Annotated in this window: 9 protein-coding genes and 2 pseudogenes; 3 read left to right on the plus strand and 8 right to left on the minus strand. The window is 70.6% G+C overall.

From position 1 onward, the window contains the following. Nucleotides 1–21: 21 nt before the first annotated feature. The 4 genes from CcI156_RS03435 to CcI156_RS03455 all read right to left on the minus strand — a co-directional run bounded on the left by CcI156_RS03435 (nucleotide 22) and on the right by CcI156_RS03455 (nucleotide 4,614). Nucleotides 22–828 carry a cobalt-precorrin-6A reductase gene (locus tag CcI156_RS03435; RefSeq protein WP_076804281.1) on the minus strand — a complete coding sequence of 269 codons (807 nt, stop codon included), beginning with the start codon at nucleotides 826–828 and terminating at the stop codon, nucleotides 22–24. Nucleotides 829–848: 20 nt separating this feature from the next. Then, complete coding sequence (gene cobM, locus CcI156_RS03440; protein ID WP_076804259.1) at nucleotides 849–1,691, minus strand: precorrin-4 C(11)-methyltransferase; 843 nt, start codon at nucleotides 1,689–1,691, stop codon at nucleotides 849–851. 255 nt (nucleotides 1,692–1,946) lie between these two features. Further along, the gene (locus CcI156_RS03445; RefSeq protein ID WP_076804260.1) at nucleotides 1,947–3,473 is read right to left on the minus strand and encodes a hypothetical protein; all 1,527 of its coding nucleotides are present in this window, start codon (nucleotides 3,471–3,473) and stop codon (nucleotides 1,947–1,949) included. Nucleotides 3,474–3,795: 322 nt separating this feature from the next. Beyond that, entirely contained in the window at nucleotides 3,796–4,614 is an 819-nt protein-coding gene (locus CcI156_RS03455; RefSeq protein WP_023840480.1) for a DUF3710 domain-containing protein, read from the minus strand. A 232-nt stretch (nucleotides 4,615–4,846) separates the two neighbouring features. Between CcI156_RS03455 and CcI156_RS03460 the strand changes: the two genes are divergently transcribed. From CcI156_RS03460 to CcI156_RS03470, 3 genes are all read left to right on the plus strand, one after another. Next, nucleotides 4,847–6,187 (plus strand): DUF5925 domain-containing protein, encoded by a 1,341-nt coding sequence (locus CcI156_RS03460; RefSeq protein WP_083718277.1) that lies wholly within the window; start codon nucleotides 4,847–4,849, stop codon nucleotides 6,185–6,187. A 451-nt stretch (nucleotides 6,188–6,638) separates the two neighbouring features. After that, nucleotides 6,639–8,246 carry a carboxyl transferase domain-containing protein gene (locus tag CcI156_RS03465; protein WP_076804282.1) on the plus strand — a complete coding sequence of 536 codons (1,608 nt, stop codon included), beginning with the start codon at nucleotides 6,639–6,641 and terminating at the stop codon, nucleotides 8,244–8,246. A 246-nt stretch (nucleotides 8,247–8,492) separates the two neighbouring features. After that, nucleotides 8,493–10,697 carry a biotin carboxylase N-terminal domain-containing protein gene (locus tag CcI156_RS03470; RefSeq protein WP_076804283.1) on the plus strand — a complete coding sequence of 735 codons (2,205 nt, stop codon included), beginning with the start codon at nucleotides 8,493–8,495 and terminating at the stop codon, nucleotides 10,695–10,697. A gap of 284 nt (nucleotides 10,698–10,981) precedes the next feature. Here CcI156_RS03470 and CcI156_RS03475 read toward each other — a convergent pair whose 3' ends face one another. The 4 genes and pseudogenes from CcI156_RS03475 to CcI156_RS03495 all read right to left on the minus strand — a co-directional run. Continuing rightward, nucleotides 10,982–11,602: a hypothetical protein gene (locus CcI156_RS03475; protein ID WP_236707280.1), complete on the minus strand. Its 621-nt coding sequence runs from the start codon at nucleotides 11,600–11,602 to the stop codon at nucleotides 10,982–10,984. A gap of 61 nt (nucleotides 11,603–11,663) precedes the next feature. After that, nucleotides 11,664–11,846, minus strand: a pseudogene (locus CcI156_RS03480) (transposase domain-containing protein); the annotation flags it as partial. A 303-nt stretch (nucleotides 11,847–12,149) separates the two neighbouring features. After that, nucleotides 12,150–12,881, minus strand: a complete 732-nt coding sequence (locus CcI156_RS03490) for a dienelactone hydrolase family protein (RefSeq protein WP_076804262.1) — start codon at nucleotides 12,879–12,881, stop codon at nucleotides 12,150–12,152. 578 nt (nucleotides 12,882–13,459) lie between these two features. Then, nucleotides 13,460–13,833 (minus strand): annotated as a pseudogene (locus CcI156_RS03495) (transposase); the annotation flags it as partial. Nucleotides 13,834–14,425 lie beyond the last annotated feature (592 nt).

Below are 14,425 nucleotides of genomic sequence, written 5' to 3' on the forward strand. Positions count from 1 at the left end.
CCCCGGTCACCTGGGCCCCGGTCACCTGGGCCATGGTGGTGCGACCCAGGCCACGGCGGCGTCGACATCGTCGACCGCGGCCACCCCGGGTGGCAGCGGCGGGCGGTCGACCATGACGACCGGCAGACCGAGGTCCCGGGCGGCGGCGAGCTTCGCCGCGGTCATCGTTCCGCCACTGTTCTTGGTCACGAGGACGTCGACGCGGTGCCGGCGCAGCAGGGCGGTCTCCCCGGCGACGTCGAACGGCCCACGATCGAGGATGACGGTCAGTCGTGGCGGTACCGGGCCGGTCGGCGGCTCGACCGACCGGGCCAGGAACCAGGGCCGGTGCAGGCCGGCGAACAGGGCGAGGTCGGTTCGCCCGGTGGTCAGGAACACCCGTGGGGCTGGATCGGAATGCGGGCGCGGTCCGGGTAGGACGAACCGGTCGAGCAGGGCGACCGCGCCGGCCAGCGACGGGACCCGGCGCCAGTCGTCGCCGGGCTGCTCGCGCCAGYTCGACCGGCGCAGGACGAGCAGCGGAACGCCGGTGGCGCGCGCGGCCTGTGCGGCGTGCGTGGTCATCGTCGCGGCGAACGGGTGGGTCGCGTCGACCACCGCATCGATCCGTTCGGCCCGCAGGTAGTCGGCCAGGCCCGCCGCCCCGCCGAAGCCGCCGATCCGGATTTGGCAAGACGGTGGCAGCGCAGGCTCGCGGACTCGACCGGCCAACGAGTAGACGATCTCGATGCGTTCCGTGCCGGCGGGATCCGGGGAGCCGAGCCTGGTCGCCAGGCGGCGCGCCTCCCCGGTTCCGCCGAGCAGCAGCAGGCGGCGTGCCCCGGTCACCGAGCCCCGGGGGCGCCCGGTCACCGAGCCCGAGGGGCGGGATCCGGGCCACACGGCGCGGCGTTTGCCGGGGAGGCCTGGGAAACCGGGGAGGCCGGGGGAACGGACGACACGCATCCGTCCGGTCCGAAGCGTTCCCGGGAGTACAGGTAGCTGTCCCGGAAACCCTCCGCGGCCAGGGCGCGACCCACGATGATCACGGCCGTCCTGGTGAGCCCCGCGGCCCGCGCCCGACCGGCGATGTCGGCGAGCGTGYCGCGCAACACGATCTCGTCGGCCCGGCTGGCCCAGGCGACGACGGCTGCCGGGCAGTCCGTACCGTAGTTCGGCACGAGCTCGGCGACGAGCGTCTCGATACGGTGCACGGCCAGGTGCAGCACGAGGGTCGCCCCCGACCGGCCGAGGGTGGCGAGGTCCTCGCCGGGCGGCATGGGACTGGACAGCACGGCCGTGCGGGTCAGCACCACGCTCTGGGCGACGCCGGGAACCGTCAGCTCCCGGCGCAGCGACGCCGCCGCCGCGGCGAAGGCGGGGACACCCGGCGTCACGTCGTAGGCGATCCCGGCCGCGTCGAGCCGGCGCATCTGCTCGGCGACGGCGCTGTAGAGCGACGGGTCGCCGGAGTGCAGGCGGGCGACGTCGTGACCGGCGGCGTCGGCCGCGACCAGCTCCGCGACGATGTCGTCCAACGGCATCCGGGCGGTGTCGACGAGACGGGCCCCGGGCGGGCAGTGTGCCAGCAGCTCGACCGGGACGAGACTGCCGGCGTACAGGCAGACCGGGCAGGATGCGATCAGATTCCGGCCGCGGACGGTGATGAGGTCGGCGGCGCCCGGTCCGGCCCCGATGAAGTGCACGGTCACGCCGGCCCCCGCCGGTTGTCTCCGGGCAGCTGGACGTCTCCGGGCAGCTCGGCGGCGGGGGCGGCGGACGCTCGGCGCATGCTGCTGGGCACAACCGGGCACGCTAGCAGGACGCCGGCGGCGGCGAGCCCCCTCGGGGACGCTCCGGCACGGGCGTCGCTGGGCGTCGCGATCCGGCTGCTCGCGCACTGACGGGAAGCCGGACACCGCCCTCCGGAACGTCAGAGAGACCGCGGCCGCCGCGCCGCCACCCCCTCACCGGTTGCGGCGTGGGCCGTGGCCGCAGGCCGTGACCTGCGCCGCGGCCTCGTCCCTGCCAGCGGACGCCGGCTCGGTCCGCACCGGGTCACCCGGCGACGGGCCGGGCTGCGACGGGTTGGTCGGTGTGCCGTCCTCGTCGGAGCCGGCCCGCGCGACGGTGGCCGGGGTGCCGGTGTACAGCGGCGGTAGGGTGGTCAGCCCCCGAACCGTCGCGGGCCGGAAGATCCGTCGTTTCCGCCACACGAACAGTCCGGCCGCGATGGCCAGGACACCGCGGCCGTTGATTGTGTAGAGCGCGATCCCGCCTTCGTACTGCAGGATCGCGGCCACCAGCGCCAGCAGGCCCAGGAGAGCCGCTGGATGGCGACATTCGCGCAGCGCGTACTCCAGTCGGACGAGGACGAATCCTGCCAGAGCCGCGAGGGTCACCATCCACGGCGGACCGCCGATGGGCAGCAGCTCACCGAGCTGGGTGGGCAGGCGGTCGAACGCGTTGGTGATCCCGTAGGTGTCGGACAGGCGCGTCTTGAGGGAACGCGACTCCAGGTCGGAATTCAGTTTGTCGGGATTGAGAAAACGCGGGACGGCGATGTTGACGTCGTTCCACAGGGTTACCGGACCGATGGGCGGAGAACCGTCGCGGAGCCGTCGCAGGATTATCGACGGGTAGGAGTTCCCGTCCAGGCGGACCCCGAGGTCTCCCACCTCGCCCGGGTTTATCCCGCCTTCCAGATGGGTCAGACCGGAGGCCAGGGCCTGCAGGCGCTGCCCKGGACCCACGCTGTACCCKAACACCTGCCGGCCCGCGTCCGCGCGTGCCCCGTAGATGACGACGTAGGCCAGAACCACGAGCGCGACGACCGAGACGAGCTGCCGTCGGCGTATGGGAATCCCGACGATGGACAGTAGGTAGATCACCGCGCCCGCGGCTATCGCCACCGGCAGCCGCTGCCCCGCCAGTGTGTGCAACGTACACTGGACGCCGAGCACCGGGAGGAATCCGCGGCCCTTCGTCCGCACGAGCACGGCGAAGCTTCCCAGGGCGAGGCCGACGACCAGGAACTGCGTCGCGAAGCCGCTGACGAGGTAGGGRCTGCCGGTGACCGTCGAGGGGTCCGCGTGGCCGGGCGAGGTGTTCCTGCCGACCGCTGTCACGGCCACCGCAGCCAGGGCCAGCGGAGTCAGGACCCGCCAGTCGAAGAAGTCCAAGACTTCCTCCCGGCGGAAACCGGTGGAYGGCGGCGTGCGCGGGGTCGCGAAGCGATAACCGAAAGCGAACGCGAGCAGGGAGAACCCGACCAGAACGGTGTAGGCCGCGACGTCGGACTCCGTGGTCAACAGCCGGTTGTCACTGTAGGACGGCACCAGGACCTGCAGGACCTCCGTCACCCCGTGGTAGACGATGGCGGCACCGACGAACATCAGCCCGAGACTGGACACGGCGTGCCGGCCCCGACCGCGAACCACCACGACCAAGGCGAGCCCCTGCAGCAGCAGACCCAGCGCTAGCGTGGCCGACACTCCGCACCTCCGCCCGTCGTGCCGGGTGCTCTCCGGGGGAGCCCCGGTCCGATGGTGACCGGCCCGGGCGACCCGAACCGCGCCATCCTTCCCGCATGGTGAACAGGCTTGATAAATCCGTTTACAGACGATTTCTGAACGGCCGCCGTTGCACGTCTGCTTCCGGCGTTGGGCTGAAGACCGTCGACCGGATAGCTCCGCGTGCTGCCCATGAACATCTCCGGACCGATCTCTACCAGGCCGCAGCCCAGATCTTCGTCGACCTCGTGGAGTACACCGACTCCCCACGGGCCTGAGCCGGGCCGGTGGTGGACGGGCCGGGTCACGACGCCGCGGGTGGGGGGGCCTCGCGGTTGGCGCCCCGCAGCGCCAGCGTCATGATCCTGCGTTCCGGGGGTTGCTCCGGAATGGCCGCGGCGGTGTCGGTTGTTCGGTCGGGACGGTCGGGACGGTCGAATCTGTCGGGACGTTCGAAGGGGATGGGCTCGCGCACCGGCATCGCCGCGTCCCCCCGGACGACGACGAGCCCGTCCAGTACCTCCTCCAGCAGCGGCGCCGCCGTCACGTCGACCGCGGCCGCACCGGTGATGACCGCACAGAGGATCCACCGCGGCCCCTCGATGCCGAAGATGCGGGCGGGCAGGCGGCCGACGGCCGTGTCGAGCGGCATGCGCAGCTCGGGGCCGTAGGGCCCGTCCTCGTCGTTCCATTCCGTGTCCTCCGGTGCCGAGAGCACCAGGTCCTCGTGGATCGACGCCCACAGGCCGCCGCTGCGCGGGGCGGCGAGGACGGACAGCTCCAGGACGGATGTCCCGTCCATCGCGGCCAGGGTGGGCATCGGCCCGGAGGCCGAGACCCGGATCCGGGTGCCGTTCACCCGCGGCACCACGAGAGCTCCGAAATCCGCTCGCGCCCGGCCGTCATCGGGCGCGTCCACCGCGTCGAACGGACCCCGGCCCAGCCGGGCGCCCCCGCTCGTCGTGGCGCTGGTTCCCGTGGCACCGGTTCCCGTTTCACCGGGCTTCCTCGCGTCACCGTCGCCCTTACCGGCCCCGGTACCGGCCCCGGTGCCGGCATGGTCGTCCGGCTCCGGCTGCGCCGACTTTCGGCGCCGACGGTGGATGAGTAGCCCTCCTAGCATCCTGACCACCTCCCAGGAAGAAGCTTGGAGTGGCTGATGGATTACTTAAGGTAGGCGCGCCGCTGGTGGGGCCGGGAGATTCCCCGGGAGGTTGGCCGGGCCGCAACGTCCTCGGATCGGCCCTGATGGAGGCACGCGACAGGTCGCKGGCGGTGTACGGCCCCCGCGATGTGCCCGAGTAAATCGCGCAACGGGATGGCCGGGCGCTGAGTTGTCCGGGACCATCGGACAGGTGTCAGTTCCACATCAGAAGGCGTCGCTGCCTAAGTCCTGGATGGTCTCCGAGTCACTGAGCGGAGGGATGAAGCTCCCTTTCGTTGTCGGCCTGGACGACTCGGACACGCCCTACGACGTCGTCGACGCACTCGCCCTGGCTCCTTTCACAACCGGTGAGCAGCCCTGGGCCCGCAGTGCCCGGGTCGACCGGCTCCGGCCGGGAGCCACGCTGCTGCCGTCAGGGGCAAGGGTCCTGCGCGCGGTTGTCGAGGAGTCCCGCGATTCACGTCTCGCGGTCGGCGAGGGCTGGACAGTGCGAGCCGTGCGCTGGCGCGGCGGGGGTGGTGAGGTGACCGTCACCGCGGTGAGCGAACAGCTCGCCCGGGTGGTGATCGAGGACGTGCTCCGCTCGTCCGTCGCCGAGAGCGGTGCGGACAACGCCGTCAACATGGGTTTCTGGTATCTGTCCAGTCAACGTGGTCYGATCCGGACCAGCCGCCGGACGGCCACCACGACGTGGGCTTCGATCCGCGCCAACTACGCGTCGGCCGCCGTGGGCCCGCTCGACCGGCTCATGGCGGTTCGCCGGGACAACGTGGTCGGCCGCCTGATCCTCCTGCATGGTCCGGCGGGAACCGGGAAGACGACCGTGCTGCGGGCCCTGGCGAACGAATGGCGATCCTGGTGCCAGGTCGACTGCGTCCTGGATCCCGAGGCGCTGTTCGCCGATCCCGCCTACCTGATGGAGGTCGCGATCGGCTTCGACGACGACGGGGACCCGGAGGGGGAGAGCGCCGACGCCCGCGGCGCCGACGGCGGGGGTACCGACGGCGGGGGTACCGACGGCGGGGGTACCGACGGCGGGGGTACCGACGGCGGGATCGCGTGGGCCGGGGATGCGGACAGCGGCGATGCCGGGTCCGGGGATGCGGACAGTCATGGTGCCCAGGCCGCGGCGACCGACCGCATGGGCGAGCCACCCGCCCACCGGTGGCGGCTGCTGGTGATCGAGGACTGCGACGACCTGATCCGTGGGGACGGCCGGGGTGCGGCTGGCCAGCAGCTCTCTCGACTGCTGAACCTCACCGATGGTCTGGTCGGGCAGGGCCGCGAGGTGTTGGTCGCCCTGACCACGAACGAGGATCTGCTGCGCATGCATCCCGCGGTTGTCCGTCCCGGCCGCTGTCTTGCCCAGATCGAGGTGGGAGCCCTGCCACACACCGAGGCGGTGTCCTGGCTGGGCTCCGCGGAGGGAGTCCGGTCGAGCATGACGCTGGCGGAGCTGTTCGCCCTGCGGGACGGCCGGGGCCTGCCGCGGCCCACCACCACGGACGCCCGCCACGGCATGTACCTGTGACGGCTGCGCGCCGTACTCCCGATTCGGGCCCGCCTGGCCGGGAGCGGGCCGGGTAGTCCCGCCGGCCCGACGGCGCCGCGCCCTGCGCGGTGCCGTCGGGTGGCCGGACCGTCCCGGTCGGACGCCACCGGTCAGGCATCGCTAAAGTTAGCCACCGGGGAGCAACCGGTGTATTTCGGATCGCCGGATCCTGGTCTTGGTCTCGGTCGTGGGTGAATGTCGGTGAAGGGGTGAATGTCGGTGAAGGGGTGAAGGTCCGGCAACGGCAACGGGGATCGGCCGTCTGCCCGACGGTCCCCGCCGCCGTCTGCCTTGACGACGAGGTTAGCGGTCGTTAACTTGGGGGCGTTGTTTCGGGGCCCGACGTCCACTCGTGGGGGTGACTGTGAGCRCAGCACGCGCCGGAACCATCGCGGGTCGGCGGTCCGACGAGGTCCGGCGGTCCTCGGCCATGCCGGTCCTGACCAGTCGGGTCGATGCCGCGGGTGAACAGGGACGGCGCAATGCCGAGAGGCATTGGCACGCTGTGACCGATCTCCAGGAGCGGTTGGCGGTGGCGGCGGTCGGCGGGTCGGAGCAGGCGCGGTCCCGCCACGTGGCTCGCGGCAAACTCCTGCCCCGCGACCGGGTCGACACGCTGCTCGACCGGGGGAGTCCTTTTCTGGAGCTCTCCCCGCTCGCCGCGAACGGCTTTTACGAGGATCCGGTTCCGGGGGCGGGCATCATCACCGGCATTGGCCGGATCTCGGGTCGGGAATGCATGGTAGTCGCCAACGATGCCACGGTCAAGGGTGGCACCTACTATCCGTTGACCGTGAAGAAGCATCTGCGCGCCCAGGAGGTGGCGCTACAGAATCGGCTGCCCTGTGTCTATCTGGTCGACTCTGGGGGAGCGTTTCTTCCGCTGCAGGACCAGGTCTTCCCGGATCKGGAGCATTTCGGGCGGATCTTCTTCAACCAGGCCCGGATGTCCTCGCTGGGAATCTCCCAGATMGCGGCGGTGCTCGGTTCGTGCACGGCGGGCGGCGCGTACGTTCCCGCGATGGCCGACGAGGCGGTGATAGTCAGGAATCAGGGGACGATCTTCCTCGGTGGTCCGCCGCTCGTGAAGGCCGCGACCGGCGAGGTGGTGTCGGCCGAGGATCTCGGCGGCGGGCTGCTGCACTCCCGCACCTCCGGGGTGACCGACCACCTGGCCGAGGACGACGCCCATGCGCTGCGGATTGTGCGCTCCATCGTCGCGGGCCTCGCGCCGCGCGGGCCGCGGCCGTGGGAACTGGAGCCGACCGAGGCACCGACGGTCGACCCGGCCGGGCTGTACGCCGCGGTACCGACGGACGGGCGTACCCCCTATGACGTGCGAGAGGTGATCGCGCGCATCGTTGACGGCAGCCGTTTCGCGGAGTTCAAGAAGGAGTACGGAACGACGCTGGTCACTGGGACCGCCCGCCTCCATGGCCATCCCGTGGGGATCGTCGCGAACAACGGGGTGCTCTTCGGCGAGTCGGCGCTGAAGGGCACCCATTTCATCGAGCTCTGCGATCAGCGCGGTATCCCGTTGGTGTTCCTGCAGAACATCACCGGTTTCATGGTGGGTCGGGAGTACGAGGCCGGCGGCATCGCGAAGCATGGCGCGAAGATGGTTAACGCGGTTGCCTGTGCCCGGGTGCCGAAGTTCACCGTGGTGATCGGCGGTTCGTTCGGCGCGGGTAACTACTCGATGTGCGGCCGGRCATTCTCGCCCCACTTTCTGTGGATGTGGCCGAATGCCTGCGTCTCGGTGATGGGCGGGGAGCAGGCGGCGGCGGTGCTGGCGACCGTGCGCCGGGACCAGATGGAAGCCGCGGGGGTCGCCTGGAGCGAGGCCGACGAGGTCGCCTTCCGGGCGCCGATCCTGAATCGGTACGCGGAGCAGGGCAGCCCGTACTATTCGACCGCTCGGCTGTGGGACGACKGTGTCATCGATCCGGCCGACACCCGTATGGTGCTGGGCCTGGGCCTGTCGGTGGCGGCGAACGCTCCGCTGGAACCGGTGGGCTACGGCGTCTTCCGGATGTGAGGGGGACATCCTGGCGTGCGGAAACATCCGATGTGAGGAAACCAATCGTGAGGATCAAGGGTGTCCACGGCTGATCTGTCCGCCACGAATCACGCAGGCGGCGATCCCGGCATCGCGGGTTCCGCCGGTTCCGCCGGTCACGGCGGCGGTGCCGGCCACGGTCCGGATGGCCAYTCCACGCCGGCCCGGCCGGCGGGCGTCGTGCCGCCGAGGGCACCGGGAACGTCGGGTCTGACGTTCTCGTCGGTGCTCGTCGCGAACCGGGGTGAAATCGCCGTCCGGGTGATCCGCACACTGCGCGATCTCGGTATCCGGTCCGTCGCCGTCTACTCAGACGCCGACGCTGGGGCGCGGCACGTCCGGGAGGCGGATGTCGCGGTGCGGCTGGGCCCGRCGCCCGCGAAGGAGAGCTACCTCAGCATCGAGGCCGTGCTGGAGGCGGCGAGGGTATCCGGGGCGGAGGCCGTCCATCCCGGTTATGGCTTCCTCGCCGAGAACGCGGCCTTCGTACAGGCCTGTGAGACGGCCGGAGTGCTCTTCATCGGACCGTCGCTTGCCGCGGTGCAGGTGATGGGCGACAAGATCACCGCGCGGCGGACGGTGGCGGAGGTGKGGGTGCCGGTCGTGCCGGGCCGGTCGGCGCCGGGCATGAGCGATGCCGCGATCGCCGAGGCCGCCGGTCAGATCGGCTATCCGGTGCTGCTCAAACCCTCGGCAGGGGGTGGTGGCAAGGGGATGCGCATCGTCCGCGAGCCCGCCCGACTGCCGGAGGCGATCGCGTCGGCCCGCCGGGAGGCCGCCGCCGGCTTCGGGGACGACACCCTGTACGTGGAGCGGTTCATCACCCGTCCCCGCCACGTCGAGGTCCAGATCCTCGCCGACGAGCACGGCAGCGTGCTCCACCTGGGTGAGCGGGAGTGCAGCCTGCAACGGCGCTACCAGAAGATTGTTGAAGAGGCGCCGGCGCCGGCGCTCGACGCGCGGACCAGGGAGCGGCTCGGGGGGGCGGCGGTCGCCGTCGCCAGCGCCGTCGGCTACGTCGGAGCGGGCACGGTCGAGTTCATCCTGTCCGCCGACGCGCCGGATGAGTTTTACTTCATGGAGATGAACACCCGGCTCCAGGTCGAGCATCCGGTCACCGAGCTGGTGACGGGGGTGGACCTGGTCGCCGAGCAGATCCGGATCGCGGCCGGGGAGCCGTTGCGCTTCGGTCAGGCCGACATCCGCCTAACCGGGCACGCGGTGGAGGCGCGGATCTACGCCGAGGACCCCGGGCGGGGATTCCTGCCGACCGGCGGTAGGGTGCTGACTTTCCGGGAACCGGCCGGGCCGGCCATCCGCGTCGACGCCGGCATCGGGGCCGGGGACATCGTGAGCACCACGTATGATCCTATGCTGGCCAAGGTGATCGCCTGGGGCGCGGACCGCGCCGCCGCGATCGCCCGCCTCGACACCGCGCTCGCCGGCACGGTCCTGCTCGGGGTGACGACCAACATCGGCTTCCTGCGCTCGCTGCTCGCCCATCCGGACGTCGTCGCCGGGCGGCTCGACACCGGTCTCGTCGAACGTGATCTCGCCGCCCTCACCCAGGACGATCTGCCCGGCGAGGCGTTCCTCGGATACGCCCTGGCCAGGCTGCTGACGTTGCAACCGGCCGGTCCGGTGGTCGACCCGTGGGACATCCCCTCCGGATGGCGGCCCGGTGAGCCCGCGTGGCTGACCTGGGAGGTCGCCCTGCCCGGTGGGRCAGTACCGTCCGGCGGCCCCGACGGCGCCGAACCTGGTGGCAGCGCGCCACCCGAGATCGGGGCCGGGGTTGAGGGCGGGGCCGGGAACATCCACGGGGATGGGAACATCCACGGGGATGGTAACGGCCACGGGGATGGGGTGGAGCCGGGACGCGGGGAGCGGACGGTGTCAACGCTGCGGGTCGCGGCGCGCGGCACCCCCGACGCGGCCCGGGTCCGGATCGCCGACGGGCCGCCGGTCGCCGCATCGGTCAGTCAGCTCGGCGACGAGCTGCTCGTCACGATCGGTGCGGTCACCACCCGGTGGGCCTACGCGTGGGAGCCCGCCGACGGGATCCTCTGGCTTGGCCGCGACGGTGGGGCGTGGGGCCTGGCCGAGGTGATTCCGGTGGCGGGCACCGGGGCCGGGCCGGTGCCCGGCGGGCAGGCGCGTAGCCCCATGCCGGGCACGGTGACCGCGGTGTTGGTCGAACCGGGGATGACCGTGGCGGACGGGCAGTCGCTGGCCGTCGTCGAGGCCATGAAGATGGAGCACACCGTCTCGGCGACGGGCGCCGGGATCGTCAAGGAAGTACTCGTCCGGCCCGGCGACCTCGTCGCCCTGGACCAGCTGCTGGTGGTGATGTCCGTGGCGGGCCCGGCCGACCCCGACCCCGAATCCGGAGCAGTCGCTCCGGCGGGCCGGCGAAATGTGGAGGGTTGAGCATGGTTTGACGCCGTCGGACCGTGCTCAACCCTCCACAACTTTCCGTTGTCCTTTCCGTTGTCCGCGGCGGCCACCCTGGGTCGGTCGCCGGAGTCAGTGCAGGCCGGAAACGTCAATCCTTCTCTCAGCGCCCAGCCAGCCGCCGCAGGAGCGTCTTGCGGGCATCGGCCTCGGCCAGGTTGGACAGGTCGAGGTGGGCCGAGGAGGCCTGATCGAATGCGGCCGGCACGGCACAGGCCTCGACCAGGACGGTGACGAGTCTGCACGCGGACCCGGTCGGGTCATCCGCGTCCAGGGCCGCTCGCCCGGGTTGCGTCGGTCCCCGGCCGGGTGGATGTCCGTCCGAGGCAGGTCAGGGCGACGGCCAGCAGGGACAGCGGGATCTGGTCGCGCCACAGGTCGACCAGACCGGCCCGGCGTGCCCAGTCCTTCGCCGCCGATCGGACCCGGTCGATGAGCAGGAACAGCCACCGCGGCACGAGGTCTCCGTCCTGCTCCGGGTCGAGCAGCAGATCGATGACGGCGGTGCGTTGCGCCGCGGACAGCTCCGACAGTCTCCGGGCAAGGATGTGCAGGACCAGATGGACGGGATCCCGGGTGAGCACGGCGTCGGCCGCGTACCGCGACAGGTCGATCAGCTGATACGTCGTGTCGACGTTGCGCAGTGAGGACGGGATCAGGATGTTCTCGATGTGCAGGTCGCCGTGGGCCTTCCCGACGAAGGTCGGGATGCGAATACCGTCCGTGCGCGATGGATCCAGGACCAGTGCGAACGGGTTCGGCAGTGGGTTGTCCTCGCCTTCGGCGTCGATGGTGGGGCCGGGGTACGCAGCGGCGGTGCGCCGCGGGCGGTTGCCCGGGGCGAGCCGCTCGGCGAGCTGACGCGCAAGGATGGTCGGCACGTCCAGTGACGGCAGAAGGGCCGGCCCCACCCACTCATCGAGGACCACCCCGACCACCCCGAATCGTGAAGTACACCATGACCCGGGCTGGCAGCAGCCTGGTACGCCGTTCCTGCCGTTTCGTCTCCACCAGCGCTTCATCGACGAGATCCCGGGGAACGATTCTGGCGAGCACACCGATCGAAATACGGTCGGTCAGCCGCTCGCTGTCCACGGCTGGCAATTCCACCTCAACATCGAGGATTCAGCGACCCACCTCGGGGACGCCAACATCTCCGCCAACTTGATCATGGACAAGGCCGGGCACAAGTCGCTGCGCAGCGTGCAGCGCTACGTCAAGCCGGGCCTGGCCGCCGTGCACCAGGCCACCGAGGTGCTGTCCGGCCCGCGGCGCCGGGAGTAGCTCGGGATCAACGCAGGTTGGGCATATCCGCGCGGTCGTGCATCTGCTGGCCACCGCTCATCGAGGAGGGCCGGGACCTGTCCTCGATGAGCGGCATCCTGGCCGACAGCTCCTATCGTCTGTTGCCGGCCGGACGGCCGGGCCTCACGTCAGGTGCCGGGTGAAGAACCGGGCCGCAGCGTCCCCCGCGAACTGCGGGACGCCGGTGTGCCCGCCCAGATTGGCGTGCAGCGTCTTCTCCTTGGAGCCGAAGGCGTCGAACAGGTCCAGGGCCAGCTGCCGGTCGTTTCCTTCGTCGTCCCACTGCAGCAGGACGTGCAGCGGAATGGTGACCTGGCGGGCCTCCTCGAACATGGTGTGGGGCACGAAACTCCCGRCGAACAGAACGGCGGCCGAGATGCGCGGCTCGACCACCGCCAGCCGGATCCCGATGGCGATCACTCCCCCCGAGTACCCGACCGGGCCGCCGATCTCGGGCAGCGAAAGGAAGGCGTCCAGGGCGGCCTGCCATTCCGGGACCGCCTTTTCGACCAGCGGGAGGACGAGCCGGTCCACGATCTCCTCGTCGACCGGCTCGCCGGCCTTCAGCGCCCGGTGCAGGTCGACGCGGGCCTGCTCAGCGGTGGCGGAACGGGGCCGGTCACCGCTTCCGGGGAGCTCGATGGTGGCCGCGGCGAAGCCGTCCGCCGCGGAGCGCCGGGCCCGGGCCACCAGTCGGGGGTACATCTTGTGCAGTCCGCCGGGGTGACCGAGCAGGATCAGCGGGGCCGGTGCGGATGCGGATGCGGGAGTCCACAGGATGCCGGGGATCTCGCCGAGGGTGAATGCGCGTTCGAGGACACCGTCGTCGAGGCGCTGTTCAGACGTGAATCGCATGGTCGTGCCTTTCGGGAGTGYTTGTGAACGGCGCTCCCGGACGACCTATCGCCCGACCGTGACCCCGGAGGGGAGCACCCATGTCGATACTGCGTTCACGGGTACCACCTCCTCGTTCTTTCGCACGGCCTCCGGCAAGCTAGCAGTGGTCACCGTGATCCGCCAACAGGTTTTCCCAGAGGCTCCGTGGCCGGATGCCCCGGAGCCACTCGCAGCGCTCCGCTAGCCCGATGGCGCGGTGCGCGGTGGCGTCCCTCGACGACCTGGCGCAGATCATCGCCGGGTTGAGGCTGTCCGTGGGGGACCACACTGGCAGCGACCGTTGATCGGGTGGTCTGTAGTCGAGCGCTTCTTGGGTTAGCTGTCACGGTGCGTCACGCCGARGGGCTCCTTGTTGTCAGGAGCGACGCTGTGACACGGGGGTTGTCAGGGGCCACCGGACAAGGCGTAGGAGTAGAGCAGGATCAGCGTCGCGGCGACTCGATCTAGCAGCGGAAGGTCGGTGTCGGTGACGGCGCGGCGGCGGGCGAGGAACTCCTCGGCATGCCAGGCATCTCGTACTCCAGTGACAGTGATCCTTACGTGGTCGCGGCACGGGCGACGGCCGACTGGTTGGCTCGGATCCGGGTTTGGAAGTGGTAGAGGCGGGCGCGTGCCTGGTGGCGACGACGCCAGTCCGACCACCATGTGATCATCGCTGCTGGGATAGCAGCCTGTCCGAACAGGGCGAGGACGTGCCGGATTTCGTTGGAACTGAACGGAATCATCTGCTCCTCCAACCAGTCCCGCAGCTCGGCGTTCGCGCCGTACACCTCGTCACCGGCGACCCAGCCCAGCTCCCGATGAGCCAGCCAGAACCGGCGGATCATGTCCAGGGCCAGCAGTGGTTTCGTCGCGAACCCCGCCGTCGGGGCACCCCCGCSGCGGCGCACCGATCCCGGTCCTCGGTCCAARCCGGCCTCCCACACCGCCACGTCCGACCCGGATACACTCCGCGCCGCGGCCACCGCGGATTCTTTGTTGGTTCTCACAAACTACGGAGGATCACAGGGTGGCCACCCCCGTTCGGACGCCACGCCGCCACCCCACACAGAGACCACACATCGGCCACTGTCACTGGAGTACTAGGCACGGTTGACGGTCTCCAGACCGCGCCCAACCCGCCACACTTGTCCGTCGCGACCATCCGTCGCGACGTCGGCCCCCGGCCGAGGCCGTGCTGCGGCGGGTCGTCGGACGTTGACGAGCGCGCAGGTATCGAGGCCACGGATGCCCACCCATGGCACAGTGGGAATCCGTGACAGGTGAACGTATGGCTACGGCCGGGTAGCAAGGACGATCAACCGCGCCGATGTAATGGCGTCGTAAGGTTTCCCTTGATAGCTGCCTCGGGTGTCAGTGATGCGAAAATCAGCATGAGTTATGTTGTTCCGCTCGCGGGGCGGCACGTCGTGTCACGGATCTCGATGCTCACGGGCAGCACGACCACTTCCGAGGCGTCCAGGTTCTGGGAAGCATCCGGAACAGCGTCGAGGAGACTGAGC

This window comes from Frankia sp. CcI156 (genome assembly GCF_001983015.1).
GTDB lineage: Bacteria > Actinomycetota > Actinomycetes > Frankiales > Frankiaceae > Frankia > Frankia casuarinae.

What these genes read in the sequence shown, in the direction of transcription:
- CcI156_RS03455 (WP_023840480.1), bottom strand. Translation starts at nt 4,614, where the DNA reads ATGCTAGGAGGGCTACTCATCCACCGTCGGCGCCGAAAGTCGGCGCAG.